This window comes from Lysinibacillus sp. FSL P4-0201, from assembly GCF_038593425.1.
GTDB lineage: Bacteria > Bacillota > Bacilli > Bacillales_A > Planococcaceae > Lysinibacillus > Lysinibacillus capsici.
This window is the reverse complement of sequence record NZ_CP151995.1, coordinates 662,088-680,030: the sequence shown is the minus strand read 5'-3', so window position 1 is coordinate 680,030 and position 17,943 is coordinate 662,088. Positions and strand designations below refer to the sequence as shown.

Genomic DNA, 17,943 nt, shown 5'->3' with positions numbered 1-17,943 from the left:
GTGGTTGCTATGAGGGGGGCCTTTAAGGCTGTTGGAAATGTTCGTTTTGTCATTATAGGAGTATAGGAATTTTCTCAGGGCCATGCTTGATTAGTGATTAGTTACTCTTCATGAGTATTCTGCTTCTGGCATTTCCCGCTTACATGGGTATAAAAAAGAGTGTTTTCCGCAGAGGAAACACTCTTTTTATGTTATCGGTTATTCATACCATCACGGTATTTTTCAGTGTTGTTTACTTTATCGTCGACAACATCATTATTATTGTTACCGTTCATGTTGTCATTACGTTCAACACCATTTACACCGTTTGCATTTGGTGTGTTGTCATAGCCGTTTGTGCTGTTGATATCGGCATTTGAACCAGGTGTTGTTGCTTCTGGTAATGTTGTATTATCGTTAACAGTACCTCGATCTACACCATTCCCATTTACATTATTGCGATCGTATGCATCGTCACGATTATTCGGATCTAATGCGTCCTCGACATCGTCGACTCCTCGACGTACGTCATTCTCGACTTCTCGAACAGGGTGATCTTCTACTGCATTATTTCCCCAGTTACAACCTCCAAGGAATGCAGTTGCAAGAATGATGGTTAAAAATGACATTTTCCACATAGTAAAAAACCTCCTTTCTTGGGTACTATGTCATCAAATACATCTACTGTATTTGTGATCCTACATAGATTGCCCGAGAAAGGAGGGAACTATCCGATTTTTGTACAAACTATTTTTGTTTTTCTTTTAATAACTGTTCAATATATGCTGCCTCTGCTTTACAGTCGTAGCTATAGTTTGTGCCTAGCTCTTTTTGCAATGCCTCGATTGTTTCGACTTGCTGTGCTGTTGGTTCTTCATTTAAAATTTTGGCAATAACCTCATCGATTTTTTGTGCCATTTCTTCATGAAACTGTGCGCTCATCAATGTATCAGCAGGGATTTTTTCGATCCACGCGGCATTCTCCTGAAAATAAGTCTGCCAGTTTGCAATGAAGTCTTCCATGGAAAAGCGCTCTTCATCCCAACCAATACTTGCTAAGTATGTTTCAAAAGATGTTGAAATCGAACGAGTAATGCTAATTTTAATACCTGAAGACAATTCCTTATACATCTTAATAATCCTCCTACGTTTGTAAAACCTAAAAATTACATCTATTTCAATTCACAATCGCTTATTTACCATCGCAATTTAAGAACCTACTAATCAATTTTTGACTTGACTTTATCTATTTTATATCTTTTGGTCTACAAATGCAAATTAAGCTTGTTTAGGCTGTTCAGGCCCAATTGCAAATAGAATATCGGCTTCACATACAAGTTCTCCATCTACAGTTGCTACACCATGACCTTTACCCATTGCGCCACGAAGTTTTACAAATTCTACTTCCAATTTAAGTTGGTCGCCAGGTACGACTTGACGCTTGAAACGACAATTATCAACACCCGTTAAAAACGCTAAACGACCCTTAAATTCTTCAGCATTTAATAAAGCCACTCCACCTACTTGAGCTAAAGCTTCCACAATTAACACACCTGGCATAACTGGATAACCTGGGAAGTGCCCATTAAAAAAATCTTCGTTAATTGAAACGTTTTTTAATCCTACTGCACGTTTCCCTTCTTCTAATTCAATGATGCGATCGACGAATAAAAAAGGATAGCGGTGTGGTAAAATTGCTTGAATTTGTTCTGCAGTTAACATGTCATTTCCCCCTCAAAAATTAAGTATGTATACACAAAGTAAGGTAAAGAATAATGTTATTCTTTACCATTCATAATATCAAATATATGCTGCCATGTTTCTCGTTTAAAAATATCCATAGCATTGCCTTCTCCAATAACGCTAAAGCCAAACATTGCGCCTAATGCTGCGGCAACAACGACTAAAATGAGAACAATTACAATGCGTAACCAAATCGGAATCAGTCGGATTTGCACCCATCGAACCTCGCGTTGCTCTCCAGTCGAGCGGCGTTCTTTCTTTTCTGGTTGCGGTTGCGTATCGGTTTCTTGTGTCGGCACAGAACGTCGACGTGAATCGTTTGTCATAGATTGTACTCCTCTTCATTCCTTACTATGCGTTTTTGGATAACTTCCTATCGAATGCCATTAATTAGTCCTAGCATTTGATCTGCTAATGTCACCGCTCTTGCGTTGAATTGATAAGAACGTTGTGTTTGAATGAGTTCTGTCATTTCTTTCGAGAGGTTAACATTGGACATTTCTAGTGTACCACTTTGCATGCCAATTTGCTGACGGTTGGCTCCCACAAGCTCTGTCAAAACTTCTGCCTGCGTATAGCCAAGTTCAGCTAAATTATTAGGTAATCCCATATAAGAACCGGCAACATGCTCCATTAATTGCGGCTTTTGGAATTCTGTTACAGCTAAATCCGTACGAATAATATCCCCATTTGGATAAGATGCTTCTAATACGCCACCATCTCGAACAGCAAACTTTTGAACCGTGTCTGGTAATGTAATAGCTTGTCCTGCAGCATTAGCTACTGGATAACCCTCTGCTGTTACAAGCATAACTGTTCCATTATTCAATGGAGATAAATAAAAGTCACCTTGTCGAGTATACACTGTTTCAGTTCCATTTTCACCATCTGGCATCAAAATATTGAAATATTGTTTCGCTTTTGTGAAAGCTAAGTCTAAATCACGATTAGTTGTTTGTAATGAACCTTGCTTTTCATTGGATTTAATTTGCCCAATCATTGCGCCAGATCCATAGCGAATACCAACAGGTGTTTGTCGTTCTGCGCGATCCTGCTTATCATTATTAAATTGCTGATAAAGTAATTCATTAAAGGATGCTTCCTTTGTTTTATAGCCCGTTGTATTACTGTTAGCAATGTTATTACTAATGGTATCCAGTTTGTTTTGTAATTGCCCCATTGTGTTTGTAGCTGTAATCATTGTACGTAGCATTGATAAAAGCCTCCTGTTCGCCCATTAAATTTTTCCGATTTCATTTACAGCCTTTTCCATGCTACGATCATAAGCTTGTAATACTTTTTGATTTGCTTCAAATGCACGGTAGGCAGTCATTAAATCTGTCATTGTGCGACCAGAATCTACGTTTGACCCTTCTAAAAAGTTTTGACGTAGTGTAAAGGAAACACCATTCGCTCCATAAGCTGTTGGCAAGTTCTCACCATTTTCTGTACGAATAAGGCCATTATCTTGTTTTTGTAGCATGTTCGGGTTTGCAGCAAATGATACACCAACACGAGCTACTTGTTGATTATTTACAAAGATAGCGCCACTTTCATCTAATCGGAAATCATCATTTGGTAGCTGGATACGTTGCCCAGCATCATTTAGTACATATAATCCTTGACCATTAACTAAATAGCCTTGCCCATCTAACGTGAAATTACCATTACGTGTGTAAGCCTCACCACCAGCAGGATGTTCTAGTCGGAAGAAAATTGAACCCATAACCCCATCTTCATTTTGTGGTAAGTTTCCATTAATCAATGCCATATCTGTTGTAAAATCAGTGTTATAGATTTGGCCTTGTATGTAATTTGGCAATGTTTCTTGTAAATATGTCCCTGTATTTAAAGCTCCTACTTGACTCATATATTCAGCGCCGGCTTGTTGGTGAGCAGGAGCATTTGTTTTTCCAATGCTAGACATTAGCATATCTGGGAATGAGCGAATCGTAGATTGATCTGCCTTAAATCCTGGCGTATTCGCATTTGATAAATTATTGGTAAGTAATTCTGTTCTTCTTTGTTGCGTGATCATACCTGTTGCAACTGTATAAAATCCTTTAAACAAAGAAATCACCTCATTTTATTTTTATAAGGATGCTGGCACACGATCAATATTTTCAAGCATGATACCTGTACCAATGGCTACACAATCCATAGGTCTCTCTGCAATGAAAACAGGTACCTTCAACTCTTCTATTAATAGCTGGTCCATTCCATGTAACAATGCACCACCACCAGTTATAATCACTCCACGATCAATGATATCGGCTGATAGTTCAGGTGGTGTTTTTTCTAAGACATTTTTAGCTGACTGGACAATCATGGCTACTGACTCATGTAGTGCACGTTCAATTTCTTCAGACTCAATTGTAATTGTACGTGGTAAACCTGTTACCATATCACGGCCACGAATATCCATTGTATCATTGCGACTACCTTTGAAAACTGTACCAATTGTCATTTTGATTGCCTCTGCAGTACGTTCTCCAATCAGCAATTTATATTCTTTTTTAATATATTGCAAAATATCGTTATCAAACACATCGCCTGCTACTTTAATGGATTCACTTGTTACGATATCACCCATTGATAGAACTGCGATATCTGTCGTTCCGCCCCCGATATCGACTACCATATTTCCACTTGGTTGGAAAATATCCATTCCAGCACCTATTGCTGCAACTTTTGGCTCTTCCTCTAAATATACTTTTTTACCACCGGATTTTTCAGCAGCTTCACGAATTGCCTTTTGTTCAACACTTGTAATATTCGTTGGACAACAAATTAATATGCGTGGCTTCGCCAAAAATCCTTTTACGTTTAATTTATTGATGAAATGTCTTAACATCGCCTCTGTCACATCAAAATCTGCAATGACTCCGTCTCTTAGTGGACGAATAGCTGTGATATTACCTGGCGTTCTCCCTACCATTTGGCGGGCTTCTTCCCCAACCGCTAATACTTTATTTGTCTTTTTATCGATCGCCACAACAGATGGTTCATTGAGGACGATCCCTTTCCCCTTAACGTGGATTAATACGTTCGCAGTCCCTAAGTCAATGCCAATATCTTTCGAAAACATTTTATAATTTCTCCTTCCCGCCAGTTCCAACTACATAACGTTCATTTTATCTCTTTATCTAGAATATTTTATCATATTCTATTGGTAATTTCACCTAAATTTAGTGAATAAGACTGTTTTCTTTTTAGGCAGTGAACGGCTATAATATAGAATTACTATTCTTAGAAAATCATCACTTATGCTTGTCCAACACAACAAAAAAGAACGAATCATTCTTGACTCGCTCTTTCTTTCCACTTGTTTTTCGTTGCTTCTCCTCCGCGAATATGACGTACGGCCTTATGGTAGGCGAGTATTTCTTTCACTTGGTCAGCTAATCCTTCATGAATTGTTGGTAATCGCTCTGTTAAATCCTTGTGCACCGTACTTTTTGAATAACCAGTCATTTTCGCGAGGACACGCACAGTCTCACGCGTCTCAATCAGTAATTCACCGAGGCGTATGCAGCGCTTCCGAATGTGCTCATGCACGTTCTTCGTCCTTTCCACACAATTTCACAAAATGCTTTGGCAATCAGATGCACATTTGCGCATTTCTTCACCTTATGTGAGGACAAAGCTATTCAGAACACGTTTTGCATTTTCTTGATAAAATGCTGACTTTTTATGCGTTACTAGCTTTTCTCATTAAAAAGCTAGTAATTTTTTCGGATTGATATATTTTCCGTTTTCAAGAATTTCGAAATGCATGTGGACGCCAGCCGCTTGATTCCACTCGTTGTCAGTCGCTTTTCCTAATGCTTGACCTTGTGTAACCTCATCGCCTTCTTTAACAGCGATATCCTTCACAGAGCTATAATGTGTCTGCATACCATTTGGATGCTCGATCACGATCTTATTGCCTGTAAATGCGTCTAGTTTTACCTCTAGTACTTTACCACTCATAGCAGCTAGTACTTCAAACTCTTCACCATTCATAGCAATAGAGATTCCTGAAGATGTAGTAAATGTTTGATTAAATACCATTAGTGCATTTTCACGAGACTCTTCATTTGCCTCTAACTCGTAAAATTCTTGTAAGACTTGTACTTTACTAAAATTCTCTTCTTTGAATGGATACTTCATGTTTTCAGTTCGTGCATTAGTTTCCACTACAGGACCTGGATCTACTTCAGCTAAATCTGGTAAAGGAGCCTCTTCTACTTTTGATACGAGACTATTGTAACCAAATAACAATCCTGCTAGAACAAGTGCACCACCTGTGTAAACTACTGGCCAAAACCACGGTTTCTTTTGTAATTGGCCATTTTCCTTTTGATTTGGATCTTGGTTTTGAGAAGCTTTGTTATTTTTATCCTCTCTCATTTTCATCACCTCTAGTTGCAGTGTGAACAACTAGAAGTTATTTTAAACATGCATCTATTTTTTTTATTTCAATATCTTGATAATAATAGTGTAAAATTTCGGCAGCTGTTTTCCCTTCATTTGCCATTGCCTCAGCTCCATATTGACTCATGCCCACTCCATGCCCATAACCTTGAGTTTTCACTTGAACTTTTCTTTTATTGGCATTAAAGATGATTGTGAAATCAGTTGATGGTATACCAAGGAGCGTTCTTACCTCTCTCCCTGTCCAGACGTTATTCCCTAGCTGTAAACGTTCTACTCGTCCAGAATCATTATAAAATAACTGGATACGATTAAAATCACTAGGTTGCCATTGTATAGGCCAGAGCTTATTCCATTGAGCTAAAGTCCATTCTTGCTCAGCCTCAAACTTAGGAGATGTTTGATCAGATATACTTGCAACACTTTGCAAATATGGAATATCATTTCCACCATATCCATAAGCACTTTCTGTTTTACCATTGCTTGTTGAATGAAACATGGCTGTAATCAATTCATTATTATAAAGAATAACTTGTCCTTGTGTTTCATTGATAGCTTCGACAATTTTCTTTTCATTTCCCAGGAAATTGCTAGCCCAATTCGCCTTTCTTTGTTCTTCATCATAGAAGACTTGTTTTGCCACAGTTGGGGCGATCGCAATTTTTCCGTAATTTGTCGTTTTCAACGCATATGTGCGTGCTGCAATAGCTTGTGCCTTCAGTGCCTCTTTTTTAAAAGAAACGGGCATTTCTGCAGCAACTACCCCTGTAATATACGTTTCCAAAGGGATTTTTTCTTCTTGCCCCTCCACTTCTATAAATATTTCACAAGCATTCTTATCACTAGTTTGAGGTATGATAGCCTCTTGTCTTTCACTAAACCCTACTATAGGAAGCATATATAATGCCCCAATCAAGCAAATGACACCTATACTAATCATCCATTTTTTCATAAGGAATAATATGCTAGATTTCTTGTAGTTATGAGAAAACAAAAACCCTCTGCATAAAAAGCAAAGGGTTTTAAAATCTATTTAGTTTGTAGGCAATTCAACTGTTACATCTTCAATTGTCACTACTTCTTCTGTAATACGTTCAATATTAGCACCAAGAGATGCTAATTTTCCATGGAAATCAACATAACCACGATCTAAATGATGAAGTTTTGTGACACGTGTCATTCCTTCTGATACAAGACCCGCTAAAATTAATGCAGCCGCAGCTCGTAAATCCGTTGCCATTACCTCAGCTCCCTGAAGATCCACAGGCCCCTCGATAAACACAGAACGTCCCTCTATTTTAGCACCAGCATTCATGCGACGGAATTCCTCAACATGCATAAAACGGTTTTCGAATACCGTTTCTGTAATAATACTCGTACCTTCAGCAGTAAGCATTAACGCCATCATTTGTGATTGCATATCTGTTGGGAAACCAGGATGTGGCATTGTTTTGATATCAACTGCTTTTAGTGTTTTAGGAACTCGTACACGGATTCCTTCATCCAACTCAGTAATTTCTACGCCCATCTCACGCATTTTAGCTATTAAAGCAGTCATATGCTCAGGAACTGCGTTTTCAATCACCACATCTCCTCTCGTAATAGCTGCTGCCACCATAAATGTACCAGCTTCAATACGGTCAGGAATAATATGATGCTCTACTCCATATAATGTATCGACTCCTTCTATACGAATCGTATTTGTCCCCGCACCGATTACACGGCCACCCATACTATTAATAAAGTTTGCAAGATCCACGATTTCAGGCTCTTTCGCTGCATTTTCAATTACAGTTGTCCCTTCAGCTAAAGATGCAGCTGTCATAATATTTTCAGTTGCCCCAACACTTGGGAAATCCAAATACACATTAGCCCCTTTTAAGCGACCCTCTGTCTTCGCCTCAACATAGCCATGGCCAAATGAAATTTTTGCACCCATTGCTTCAAAGCCTTTTAAGTGTAATTCAATCGGACGTGATCCAATTGCACAGCCTCCAGGAAGTGCTACACGAGCATAGCCATTACGAGCAAGTAGAGATCCCATTACTAAAATAGATGCACGCATTTTACTAACAAATTCAAATTGAGCTTCACTTGAAAGTTCTTTTGTTGCATCTATATATACGGCATTATCTTCAGGTATATATGTAACTGCTGCGTTTAAACTTTTAAGTACTTCATTTATTGTAAAGACGTCTGCTAAATTAGGGACTTCTTTAATTACATTTTCTCCTTTTGAAGCAAGTAAAGCTGCTGCAAGGATTGGTAACACTGCATTTTTTGCGCCCTCTACACGTACTTTCCCCTGTAGTTTTTGGCCGCCAGTCACTATTATTTTATCCACCCTATGTCCCTCCGAATTCAATCTATTAACCTACCAAATTTTTATTTTAATAAAGAAGTATAATGTCATAATCAGTAAACAAACAACTCTATAGTACAACTTTTCTAACGCTCGTTCAAGCGTCCAAATCACTATTTTAAGCCATTATTAGATTTTTTGCTATTTATTTATTGTACGCTGCTAAATTTTTTTTGTGAATGACCAATAACCCGTTCGCTTCTAATACATACCCAAAGATATATGAATAAAAAACAACTTTTCACTTTTTTCTATAAAAAATGAAGTGGCAGGCCCTATTATCGTACATTTATCAATGGGTATCTTGGTAGCTAATAGCGTAAAATTCATAAGAATTTAATGTATTAGCGTCTTTTTACATAGTTCAAAGGGCCACACAAATGGTATTATAAAGTCCTTTGAAGTATGTAGACCTCTAAATTTATGAAAGAAAGCTACGAATTCTTTAAAATAAATAAGGAAGTTTGCCTGACCAGCTAGATATTTGAAGAAAGAAATTAGATACTGCTGAGCCTATCGCAATACTAAGTAAAATATAAATGAGCTGAATTTGAAAAACTCGATTCTTTTTAAATAATTTTTCGATCATAAAAGCTTGTAATGCGTAAAAAGTAATAGCAATAAAAAATAGGTGAGACAAAATACCCAATAAAGCTTCTTGTCCGATCGCTTCATATATTTCCATGTAGCATCCTCCATTTCTCCTTCAATATGTTTATTCACCTTAAAAAACGGGCAGATGCGATATCTGCCCGTTAAAAATGAATTAGATATTACCCTCATGAACGTTGATACGATTCAACGCACGTTTTAATGCTAGGTCAGCACGTTTGAAATCAATGTTGTCTTGTTTACTTTGAAGACGTCCTTCAGCACGTTTAACGGCTTCTTTAGCACGTTGAACATCGATGCTTTCAGCAATTTCAGCAGACGGCGCTAAAATTGAGATTTTTTCTGGACGAACTTCAATGAAACCACCGCTTACTGCAACAATATCAGTCGAACCGTTTTCTTTTTTAAGCTTCACTGCACCAATTGCAAGTGGAGCAACCATTGGAATATGGCCTGCAAGAACACCGATTTCTCCTGAAGTTGTTTTAGCGATTACCATTGATACTTCAGAATCGTATACTGGGCCGTCGGGAGTGACAATATTGACTAGAACTGTCTTCATATTTTTTCCTCCTCGTCCCTAGTATTAAACCTCTACGCCCATGCTTTTCGCTTTTTCAACTACTTCATCAATTGAACCAACTAGACGGAAAGCATCTTCTGGTAGGTGATCCCATTTGCCATCAAGGATTTCCTTGAATGAACGAACAGTTTCTTTTACAGGTACATAAGAACCTTTTTGACCAGTGAATTGTTCCGCTACGTGGAAGTTTTGTGATAAGAAGAATTGAATACGACGAGCACGTTCTACTGTTTGTTTATCTTCATCAGATAACTCATCCATACCTAAGATTGCAATGATATCTTGTAATTCACGGTAACGTTGGATTGTACGTTGTACACCAGTAGCAATTGCGTAGTGCTCAGCGCCTACGATTTCAGGTGATAATGCACGAGAAGTCGAAGCTAATGGGTCAACCGCAGGGTAGATACCCATTTCAGATAATTTACGCTCAAGGTTAGTTGTTGCATCTAAGTGGGCGAAAGTTGTAGCTGGAGCCGGGTCAGTATAGTCATCGGCTGGTACATAAATCGCTTGAATAGAAGTTACAGATCCTTTGTTCGTAGATGTGATACGCTCTTGTAGTTTACCCATTTCAGTTGCAAGTGTTGGTTGGTAACCTACCGCAGAAGGCATACGACCTAATAGGGCAGAAACCTCAGAACCTGCTTGTGTGAAACGGAAGATATTGTCGATGAATAAAAGTACGTCTTGACCTTGCTCATCACGGAAGTATTCCGCCATTGTAAGACCAGTTAAAGCAACACGCATACGTGCACCAGGTGGCTCGTTCATTTGACCGAATACCATCGCTGTTTGCTTGATAACGCCTGAATCGCTCATTTCGAAGAATAAGTCGTTCCCTTCACGAGTACGCTCACCTACACCAGCGAATACAGAGATACCAGAGTGCTCTTGTGCGATATTGTTGATTAATTCTTGGATTAATACAGTTTTACCTACACCGGCACCACCGAATAGACCGATTTTACCACCTTTGATATATGGTGCAAGTAAGTCTACTACTTTGATACCTGTTTCAAGAATTTCAACTGTAGTTGAAAGATTCTCGAAAGTTGGTGCTTCACGGTGAATTGAATCACGACGTGCGTCTGCTGGAATCTCTTCACCTAAGTCAATTACTTCTCCAAGTACGTTGAATACACGACCTAGTGTAACTTCACCAACTGGTACTGAGATAGCTTTTCCTAAGTCTGTTACTTCTGCTCCACGTTGTAAGCCATCAGTAGATGACATCGCAATTGTACGAACAGAATCATCACCTAAATGAAGCGCAACTTCTAATGCAAGAATTGTTGGTTCTTCATTAGGACGTTCAATCTTAACTGTTAAAGCGTTATAGATTGCTGGTAATTGGCCATTGTCGAATTTAACGTCAACAACTGGACCCATTACTTGAATAACATGTCCTTTATTCATTACTGTGTACCCTCCTATCGTATTCTTATACGACATTGGGAAGCTGCTTGCCTATTCTAAGGCTGCAGCTCCACCAACGATTTCTGTAATTTCTTGTGTAATCGCCGCTTGACGTGCACGGTTATATTGCAAAGAAAGGTCTGAAATAAGATCAGTTGCATTATCTGTTGCATTTTTCATAGCCGTCATACGAGAAGCATGTTCACTTGCTTTTCCATCTAATAATGCGCCATAAACTAAGCTTTCCGCATATTGTGGAAGTAACACTTCTAGAATTGCTTCACCAGATGGCTCGAATTCATAAGAAGCAGTACCGCTTGCAGGGGCAATATCTGTTAATGGAAGAAGTTTTTTCTCTGTCACTTCGCTAGCAATAGCGCTGACAAAGTGATTATAGTACATATAAAGTTCGTCATACGTACCATCAATGAACATACCAACAGCATTACGAGCGATTTCTTTAATATCAGCAAATGTTGGTTGGTCAGGTAGACCGACAACATTACTGATGACATTATGATCACGTTTCACAAAGTAGTCACGAACAACACGACCTACTGCTAAAATAACGTATTCGTCTTTTGATTTATGACGCTCGTTAATCGTACGTTGTACTTGACGTAGGATACTTGAATTGTAAGCACCTGCAAGACCACGGTCAGAACCAATGACTAAGTAAGCCGTTTTCTTAACAGGACGAGCAGTTAACATTGGATGTCCGCTGTCTTTTGTCCCTGAAGCGATCGCGCCTACTACGTCCTGAATTTTTTCCATGTAAGGAACGTAAGCTTTAGCATTTTGCTCTGCACGACGTAACTTAGAAGAAGAAACCATCTGCATTGCTTTTGTAATTTGCTTCGTACTCTTTGTTGAAGTAATACGACCTTTAATTTCGCGTAAGTTTACCACTGGTATTTCACCACCTTCTGTTTTTTAATCAAGTGACTAGCTAAGACTTATTCTGATTTAGCGAAAGTTTTTTTGAATGCATTGATTGCTGCTTCATAATCCGCATCAGGAGCAAGCTCTTTAGTAGTACGAACATGATCTAAAACGTTTGTGTGGTTTGAATCTAACCAGCTTAAGAATTCTGATTCGAAGCGAACGATATCTTGTACTGGAATATCATCTAAATGACCTTTAGTTAATGCGTAAAGGATTGCAACTTGTTTTTCAACTTTTAGTGGTTTGTTAAGGTCTTGTTTAAGAACTTCAACCGTACGTTTACCACGCTCCAGTTTAGCAAGTGTTACTTTATCTAAATCTGAACCAAATTGAGCAAATGATTCAAGCTCACGGAATGCAGCTAAGTCAAGACGAAGTGTACCCGCAACCTTTTTCATCGCTTTAATTTGAGCAGATCCACCTACACGTGATACAGAAAGACCGGCGTTAATCGCTGGACGTACACCTGAGTTGAATAAGTCAGATTGTAAGAAGATTTGTCCATCAGTGATTGAGATTACGTTAGTTGGGATGTATGCAGAGATATCCCCAGCTTGTGTCTCAACGAATGGAAGAGCTGTAATTGAACCATTTTGATATGTTTCATTTAACTTCGCAGCACGTTCAAGTAAGCGGCTGTGTAAGTAGAAAACGTCACCAGGATATGCTTCACGACCTGGAGGACGGCGAAGAAGAAGTGAAAGTTCACGGTAAGCTGATGCTTGTTTAGAAAGATCATCATACACGATTAATACGTGTTTACCTTGTAACATGAATTCTTCAGCCATAGATACACCAGCAAATGGTGCTAAGAATAATAATGGAGCTGGTTGAGAAGCAGAAGCTGTCACAACGATTGTGTAATCTAAAGCGCCATGTTTACGAAGAGTTTCTACAACACCACGTACAGTAGATTCTTTTTGACCGATTGCTACGTAGATACAAATCATATTTTGGTCATTTTGGTTAAGAATTGTATCGATAGCTACAGATGTTTTACCAGTTTGACGGTCACCGATGATTAACTCACGTTGACCACGACCGATTGGTACTAATGCGTCAATCGCTTTAATACCAGTTTGTAGTGGTTCGTGTACTGATTTACGAGCCATTACACCGAAAGCTGGACTTTCGATTGGACGAGATTTTGTAGTGTTGATAGGACCTTGTCCATCCACTGGTTGTCCAAGTGGGTTTACAACACGACCAATTAGTTCTTCACCAACTGGTACTTCCATGATACGACCTGTACGACGAACTTCATCGCCTTCTTTGATGTCAGTGTATGGACCTAAGATTACGATACCAACGTTACCTTCTTCTAGGTTTTGAGCCATACCCATAACACCATTAGAGAACTCTAGTAGTTCTCCAGCCATGGCGTTGTCGAGGCCATGAGCAAGAGCAATACCGTCACCAATACGGATAACTGTACCAACTTCGCTTACTTTAAGTTCAGATTCATAATTCTCAATCTGTTGTTTAATCAGACTGCTGATTTCTTCAGCCTTGATGCCCATGTATGTCACCTCTCACATTTCTAAATTATTAACCGATTAATTCACGTTTTAGACGCTCTAGTTTATTAGCTACTGAGCTATCATAAATATGGTTACCGATTTGAACACGAATACCACCAAGTAAAGATGGATCAACTTCGTTTGTAATATTTAATGATTGTTTTCCAACAAGTTTCGCGAACGCTGCTGAAATATTAGCGCTTTCTTCTGCAGAAAGTGCACGTGTTGAAAATACTGTTGCATCTGCAGTGCCTTGTGCTTGCGCAGCAAGTTCAGCATATGCCTTAGCAATTTGTGTCATCTCGTTTACACGTTTTTTCTCAACTAGAAGTTGAACAGTGTGTAAAACTTCTGGTGTTGCACCATTAAAGATATCAGCTACCATTTGTTTTTTTCGTTCAACGGAGAACTTAGGTGCATTTAAAAGCGTTAAAAAATCAGGCGATTCTTTTACTACTTTTGTTAGTTCACTTAAGTCTGCTCCTACTTCAGTAAGAATATTTTTTTGTTGCGCCAATTCAAAAAGCGCTTGAGCGTAACGTTTTGCTACAGTTGAATTACTCATCGAGCTTCCCCTGCCTTCGCAATCGTCTCTTCAATTAGAGCACGGTTGTCTGCCTCAGAAATCTCTTTGCTAAGGACTTTAGATGCTGCAAGTACAGATAATGAAACGACTTCATCACGTACAGCTGCAATAGCTTTTTCTTTTTCAGACTCAATTTCACGTAAAGCCGATTCTTTTAAGCGATTTGCTTCATTACGAGCTACAGTAAGAATTTCTTCTTTTTGTAATTCGCCTTGCTTCTTAGCGCCTTCAACAATCGATTGTGCTTCTGTACGAGCTTCCTTAAGAAGGCTCTTTTGTTCTTCTAAAAATTGGTGCGATTCTTTGCGCGCTTTTTCAGCTGCTTCGATTTCACTCGCTACTAATTCTTCACGTTGTTGCATAATGCCCATAAGTGGACCCCAAGCGAATTTCTTAAGTAGTAACATTAATACGATGAAAATAACTAATGTTGCGATGATATCTCCACTATTTAACGAAGCACCGCCTGCACCTAGTACAAGATTATCTAAAAACACGATTGTTTCACTCCCTTCAAGAGCTTTAACTTCAACATAATTTAATGACTAAAAAACTACCTATTTTAAAAAGCTATATTTACACATAGCTTTTATCAGTTCCAAAATGAAGGGCGAAGTTTCATCTGGAGAATCCTGCTTCGCCACTAGTAAAATTCAGTGTTCAACTGAATTATTTGTTCATTACGATGAATGCTACTACTACTGCGATGATCGGTAAGGCCTCAACTAATGCAACCCCGATGAACATTGTAGTTTGAAGAACGCCACGAGCTTCTGGTTGACGAGCGATACCTTCTACTGTTTTTGATACAATAAGACCGTTACCAATACCTGCACCAAGTGCACCTAAACCGATTGCGATTGCTGCTGCTAATAAACCTAATGAACCTGTCATTTGAAAATTTCCTCCTTGGAATTGTTTGTTTTTGTTGTTCAAGCATAGGGTATATGCTTTATATTAATGGTCATCGCTCACTTTATGAGCCATGTAAACCATTGTTAACATTGTGAAGATAAAGGCTTGGATAAAGCCGATGAAAATTGAGAAACCTTGCCATGCCATCATTGGAACGATTGCCCCGATGAATCCCACAGCACCTGATGATGCTAAACCTGCAAGTAAGCCAAGTAAAATCTCACCCGCGTAAATGTTACCGTAAAGACGTAAACCTAATGTTAATGTGTTTGCAAATTCTTCTACTATTTTAAGTGGGAACATGAATGACATTGGTTTGAAGAACGTACCAACATAATGACCTGTACCCTTCATTTTTACACCATAGAAATGCGTTAAGACTAATATCATTGCTGCTAATGTCATCGTTACTGTAGGGTCAGCTGTTGGTGATTTCCACCATAGCTCATGCCCATAGACAATTGAGAAAGGAAGACCTAGTAAGTTAGATACTGCGATAAACATAATTAGTGTGATACCTAGAACGTGGAATCGACCACCAGTTTTCCAATCCATGTTGCTTTTAATGATATTCTTAACGAAATCCATAATCCATTCCATAAAGTTTTGCATACCAGTAGGTTTTAACTTTAGGCTTCTAGTTGAAATAAAGGCAATTAAAAATACGATAATTGCTGCAACTAGTAACATCATAACTGTTGATAAGTTAAATGTTAAAAAACCGACTTCTAGTAACGGAGCTTCATGATTCATTGTTATTTTTCACCTCTCTTTCTAATTTAAAGCACATTAGCGGTTCCTTACATGTGACACAATTCTCTCGACAAAGAGAAAAACGTACGGAATCATTAGCCCTATAACCGTGCTAATTAAGTGAAAATAGTTTGGCAACGAAATGGCTATTGCGACTGCCGCAACACCTGATCCAAAGCGAAGCGCTGTACCAAGTGAGCCTATTTTCTTCCCTTCACTAATGGATCTGTCAAACTTCTCCATACGCCGAACTAAAATCCAAAAATTATACGTACCAAAGAATGCACCGACTGCGATGCCCGCAAAAACAGTTTGATAGGGGGTAAATCCCCAGCCTAATGCGCAGAGTGCAAGCAAAAAAAATAACGCCCTCTTCTGCACAGCAAAAATGTGATGCAAATCTAGCATTGGTTGTAATCTCCTGAATCATTTTTTCGAGTAATGAAAACGTTTGCTGACCACTATGTGAAATCAGAAAAGAGCAGTGAAAAGCACTACTCACAGCGGAATAGTAATGGGAGAGTCATTTCAATTACAGGTGTAAATGCCCAAAAAAATAACTTACACCCCTTACCGACTCGGTAAAAACCGAAACGCACAAAACGTTGCAAATCGACAGTCTTATTTTGAACTGTCAATTTAGTAGAAAGTTGATATAACAAGTGTTTCAACGTCCTATTTATGAACAGAAACCCTTATCATTCTTACCCTTTGTAAGCATACAATAGGTGATATTTGAAGTCAATTGGTAAAGGAGAAAAACTTCACAGCCTCTATACTCTTGTCAAATTGTTGACAAATTTGTGTATGAAATTTCATAGTTTCAAAATTTCTCAACCTTCTCACGCATAAAAAAAGCTAATTTACGACAAGATTATGCTCGTAAATTAGCTTACCCATTTCAACAGGTACATTAGACTTATTTTTAATATAAAATATAGTATTTTAATTAGTTTTTTGCAAAAATCCTAGCAATGCTTCAACAATACGCTTAGATGCATGTCCATCTCCATATGGATTTGATGCTTTAGCCATTGCTTCATAGGCATTATTATCTGTTAGTAATTCCTTTGCTAAGGCGTAAATTGTTTCCTCTTCTGTTCCTGCTAGCTTTAATGTTCCTGCTGCAATCCCCTCTGGACGTTCTGTCGTATCTCTAAGAACAAGCACTGGCTTTCCTAATGAAGGTGCCTCTTCTTGTACACCGCCTGAATCCGTTAAGATCATATATGAATTAGCCGCAAAGTTATGGAAATCAAATACTTCAAGAGGCTCAATTAAATGCACTCGTTTATTATTCCCTAAAATTTCATTAGCAATTTCTCTTACAGCCGGATTCATATGAACTGGATAAACAACTTGAACATCCTCATGTTCTGCGAGTATTCTGGTGATCGCTTTAAACATATGGCGCATTGGTTCACCAAGATTTTCACGACGATGTGCCGTTAATAAAATCATGCGATCCTCGCCAATTTTATCTAATACAGGATGCGTGTAGTGTTCACTGACTGTTGTTGCTAATGCGTCTATTGCTGTATTACCTGTAACAAAAATCGTCGCTGGATTTTTGTTCTCATCTAAAAGATTCTTTTTAGATACTTCAGTTGGCGCAAAATGTAAATCTGCCATCACGCCTGTTAGTTGGCGATTCATTTCCTCTGGATATGGTGAATATTTGTTCCATGTTCGAAGTCCCGCTTCTACATGTCCTATAGCAATTTGGTTATAGAACGCAGCGAGGCTTGCAATGAAAGTCGTTGCTGTATCACCATGTACCAAAACGATATCTGGTTGTGCTTCCTTCATTACTTTATCTAAACCCTGTAATGCGTTTGTCGTTACATCAATTAATGTTTGGCGATCCTTCATTATATTTAAGTCATAGTTTGGTGTAATACTAAACGTCTCTAATACTTGATCGAGCATTTGGCGATGCTGTGCTGTTACAGTTACAATAGATTCTATTTGCTTAGGATACTTTTGTAACTCCAAAACAAGAGGAGCCATTTTAATTGCTTCTGGTCTTGTACCAAAAATCGTCATTACTTTCCATTTCTTTGTCAAAACGATCTGCACCGTCCTTTTTGTTATTGTATAGTAAGATTAA

22 protein-coding genes are annotated in these 17,943 nt (G+C 38.5%); all 22 read right to left on the bottom strand.

All coding sequences use genetic code 11. From position 1 onward, the window contains the following. Nucleotides 1–191: 191 nt before the first annotated feature. Nucleotides 192–617 (bottom strand): hypothetical protein, encoded by a 426-nt coding sequence (locus MKY76_RS03320; protein ID WP_048395642.1) that lies wholly within the window; start codon nucleotides 615–617, stop codon nucleotides 192–194. Between the two features lie 109 nt (nucleotides 618–726). Further along, on the bottom strand, nucleotides 727–1,110 hold the full coding sequence (locus MKY76_RS03315; RefSeq protein ID WP_048395640.1) for a hypothetical protein: 384 nt from the start codon (nucleotides 1,108–1,110) through the stop codon (nucleotides 727–729). 147 nt (nucleotides 1,111–1,257) lie between these two features. Then, nucleotides 1,258–1,701: a 3-hydroxyacyl-ACP dehydratase FabZ gene (gene fabZ, locus MKY76_RS03310; protein ID WP_016991806.1), complete on the bottom strand. Its 444-nt coding sequence runs from the start codon at nucleotides 1,699–1,701 to the stop codon at nucleotides 1,258–1,260. A 56-nt stretch (nucleotides 1,702–1,757) separates the two neighbouring features. Then, nucleotides 1,758–2,048: a DNA-directed RNA polymerase subunit beta gene (locus tag MKY76_RS03305; RefSeq protein WP_004269489.1), complete on the bottom strand. Its 291-nt coding sequence runs from the start codon at nucleotides 2,046–2,048 to the stop codon at nucleotides 1,758–1,760. A gap of 47 nt (nucleotides 2,049–2,095) precedes the next feature. Further along, nucleotides 2,096–2,935, bottom strand: a complete 840-nt coding sequence (locus MKY76_RS03300; RefSeq protein ID WP_048395638.1) for a flagellar hook-basal body protein — start codon at nucleotides 2,933–2,935, stop codon at nucleotides 2,096–2,098. Between the two features lie 24 nt (nucleotides 2,936–2,959). After that, complete coding sequence (locus tag MKY76_RS03295) at nucleotides 2,960–3,793, bottom strand: flagellar hook-basal body protein (protein WP_066036934.1); 834 nt, start codon at nucleotides 3,791–3,793, stop codon at nucleotides 2,960–2,962. A 21-nt stretch (nucleotides 3,794–3,814) separates the two neighbouring features. Then, the gene (locus tag MKY76_RS03290; protein ID WP_004269486.1) at nucleotides 3,815–4,810 is read right to left on the bottom strand and encodes a rod shape-determining protein; all 996 of its coding nucleotides are present in this window, start codon (nucleotides 4,808–4,810) and stop codon (nucleotides 3,815–3,817) included. Between the two features lie 209 nt (nucleotides 4,811–5,019). Further along, nucleotides 5,020–5,280 carry a sporulation transcriptional regulator SpoIIID gene (locus MKY76_RS03285; RefSeq protein ID WP_004269485.1) on the bottom strand — a complete coding sequence of 87 codons (261 nt, stop codon included), beginning with the start codon at nucleotides 5,278–5,280 and terminating at the stop codon, nucleotides 5,020–5,022. A 156-nt stretch (nucleotides 5,281–5,436) separates the two neighbouring features. Beyond that, nucleotides 5,437–6,114 (bottom strand): M23 family metallopeptidase, encoded by a 678-nt coding sequence (locus MKY76_RS03280; RefSeq protein ID WP_048395635.1) that lies wholly within the window; start codon nucleotides 6,112–6,114, stop codon nucleotides 5,437–5,439. Between the two features lie 37 nt (nucleotides 6,115–6,151). Next, entirely contained in the window at nucleotides 6,152–7,090 is a 939-nt protein-coding gene (spoIID, locus tag MKY76_RS03275) for a stage II sporulation protein D (protein ID WP_048395630.1), read from the bottom strand. Between the two features lie 81 nt (nucleotides 7,091–7,171). Further along, on the bottom strand, nucleotides 7,172–8,482 hold the full coding sequence (gene murA, locus MKY76_RS03270; protein ID WP_048395622.1) for a UDP-N-acetylglucosamine 1-carboxyvinyltransferase: 1,311 nt from the start codon (nucleotides 8,480–8,482) through the stop codon (nucleotides 7,172–7,174). Nucleotides 8,483–8,945: 463 nt separating this feature from the next. Further along, nucleotides 8,946–9,185: a DUF1146 family protein gene (locus tag MKY76_RS03265; protein WP_004269481.1), complete on the bottom strand. Its 240-nt coding sequence runs from the start codon at nucleotides 9,183–9,185 to the stop codon at nucleotides 8,946–8,948. A gap of 81 nt (nucleotides 9,186–9,266) precedes the next feature. Further along, entirely contained in the window at nucleotides 9,267–9,674 is a 408-nt protein-coding gene (locus tag MKY76_RS03260) for a F0F1 ATP synthase subunit epsilon (protein ID WP_004269480.1), read from the bottom strand. Between the two features lie 24 nt (nucleotides 9,675–9,698). Beyond that, nucleotides 9,699–11,114: a F0F1 ATP synthase subunit beta gene (gene atpD / locus MKY76_RS03255; RefSeq protein WP_004269479.1), complete on the bottom strand. Its 1,416-nt coding sequence runs from the start codon at nucleotides 11,112–11,114 to the stop codon at nucleotides 9,699–9,701. A 51-nt stretch (nucleotides 11,115–11,165) separates the two neighbouring features. Beyond that, the gene (gene atpG / locus MKY76_RS03250; RefSeq protein WP_004269478.1) at nucleotides 11,166–12,023 is read right to left on the bottom strand and encodes an ATP synthase F1 subunit gamma; all 858 of its coding nucleotides are present in this window, start codon (nucleotides 12,021–12,023) and stop codon (nucleotides 11,166–11,168) included. Nucleotides 12,024–12,070: 47 nt separating this feature from the next. Further along, the gene (gene atpA / locus MKY76_RS03245) at nucleotides 12,071–13,579 is read right to left on the bottom strand and encodes a F0F1 ATP synthase subunit alpha (protein WP_004269477.1); all 1,509 of its coding nucleotides are present in this window, start codon (nucleotides 13,577–13,579) and stop codon (nucleotides 12,071–12,073) included. A 28-nt stretch (nucleotides 13,580–13,607) separates the two neighbouring features. Beyond that, the gene (locus MKY76_RS03240) at nucleotides 13,608–14,144 is read right to left on the bottom strand and encodes a F0F1 ATP synthase subunit delta (RefSeq protein ID WP_036076089.1); all 537 of its coding nucleotides are present in this window, start codon (nucleotides 14,142–14,144) and stop codon (nucleotides 13,608–13,610) included. Next, a complete protein-coding gene (gene atpF / locus MKY76_RS03235) occupies nucleotides 14,141–14,662 on the bottom strand; it encodes a F0F1 ATP synthase subunit B (protein ID WP_016992759.1) in 522 nt (173 codons plus the stop codon). The genes MKY76_RS03240 and atpF overlap by 4 nt, the downstream gene beginning before the upstream one ends. A gap of 172 nt (nucleotides 14,663–14,834) precedes the next feature. After that, a complete protein-coding gene (atpE, locus tag MKY76_RS03230; protein ID WP_004269474.1) occupies nucleotides 14,835–15,059 on the bottom strand; it encodes a F0F1 ATP synthase subunit C in 225 nt (74 codons plus the stop codon). A gap of 63 nt (nucleotides 15,060–15,122) precedes the next feature. Then, complete coding sequence (gene atpB, locus MKY76_RS03225) at nucleotides 15,123–15,833, bottom strand: F0F1 ATP synthase subunit A (protein WP_004269473.1); 711 nt, start codon at nucleotides 15,831–15,833, stop codon at nucleotides 15,123–15,125. Nucleotides 15,834–15,869: 36 nt separating this feature from the next. Then, on the bottom strand, nucleotides 15,870–16,241 hold the full coding sequence (locus MKY76_RS03220) for an ATP synthase subunit I (RefSeq protein WP_004269472.1): 372 nt from the start codon (nucleotides 16,239–16,241) through the stop codon (nucleotides 15,870–15,872). Nucleotides 16,242–16,778: 537 nt separating this feature from the next. Further along, entirely contained in the window at nucleotides 16,779–17,900 is a 1,122-nt protein-coding gene (gene wecB, locus MKY76_RS03215; protein WP_004269471.1) for a UDP-N-acetylglucosamine 2-epimerase (non-hydrolyzing), read from the bottom strand. Nucleotides 17,901–17,943 lie beyond the last annotated feature (43 nt).